This window comes from Mesorhizobium sp. M7A.F.Ca.US.005.03.2.1 (genome assembly GCF_003997795.1).
Classification (GTDB): domain Bacteria; phylum Pseudomonadota; class Alphaproteobacteria; order Rhizobiales; family Rhizobiaceae; genus Mesorhizobium; species Mesorhizobium ciceri.
The window spans coordinates 3498-4478 of record NZ_RZRP01000525.1; the positions used below are offsets into that span (position 1 = coordinate 3498).

Genomic DNA, 981 nt, shown 5'->3' on the forward strand with positions numbered 1-981 from the left:
GTGAAGAAGGTGAGCGAGTTGTTTCCAAGGGGCGCCGCGGGCTCCGGGAAGATGGAGACCCGCCACAAGACGATGAACGCCGGCAAATATGATTTCGGCTTCGCCGTCGACTGGATGCGCAAGGATCTCGGCATCTGCCTGGCCGAGGCCGACCGCAATGGCGCCAGACTGCCGGTCACCGCACTCGTCGACCAGTTCTACAAGGATGTGCAGGCGATGGGCGGCAAGCGCTGGGACACGTCCTCGCTGCTCGCCCGTCTCGAAAAATAGGTCTCTGCCGTGGCAGAGCTCTCGCCTCAATCCAGTGCCGCGGAAATCGTCGCCCATCTTCGCGCCATCGGATCCGAGCAGAACCGCCTCGGCATGTTGCGCTACGGCATCAAGATCGACCGTGCACTTGGCATCTCGCACGGCATGCAGCGGCAGATCGCGCGGACGATCAAACGCAACCACGAGCGCGCCTTCGAGCTATGGGACAGCGGCATCATGGAGGCGCAGTTCATTGCCTCCGTCACGGCTGACCCGAAACGGTTTTCTGCTGAAGATGCAAGGCGATGGGCGGCTAGTTTCGACTCCTGGGACATCGTCGACGGCGTCTCGGATCTCTTTGTCGATACGGACGCCTGGAAAGAACTGATCGCCGAGTTCGCGGCCGACGAGCGGGAGTTCGTTCGGCGCACGGCCTTCGCCATGATGGCCTGGTCTGTCGTCCACCGGAAGCAGGAGCCAGGGGCGACCTTCCTCTCCTTCCTGCCGATCATCGAAACGCACGCGAACGACAGCCGCAATTTCGTGAAGAAAGCCGTGAACTGGGCGCTTCGGTCGATCGGTAAGCGATCGATGAACATGCACGGTGCCGCCCTGGCTGTCGCCGAACGACTGGCGCAGTCGGCCGACAAGACGGCGCGCTGGATCGGCAAGGACGCCGTAAGGGAGCTGACCAATGCCAAGACGCTCGCGCGGATCGCCGCCAGGAAAGGC

At 62.8% G+C, this 981-nt stretch carries 2 protein-coding genes; both read left to right on the forward strand.

The window, feature by feature from the left end:
* Positions 1–270: NAD-binding protein (locus EN991_RS41085; protein ID WP_245461070.1), on the forward strand; the 270-nt coding region annotated here is incomplete at its 5' end.
* 9 nt (positions 271–279) lie between these two features.
* Positions 280–981 (forward strand): DNA alkylation repair protein (locus EN991_RS24695; protein WP_027161587.1); only part of this gene is annotated, 702 nt, incomplete at its 3' end.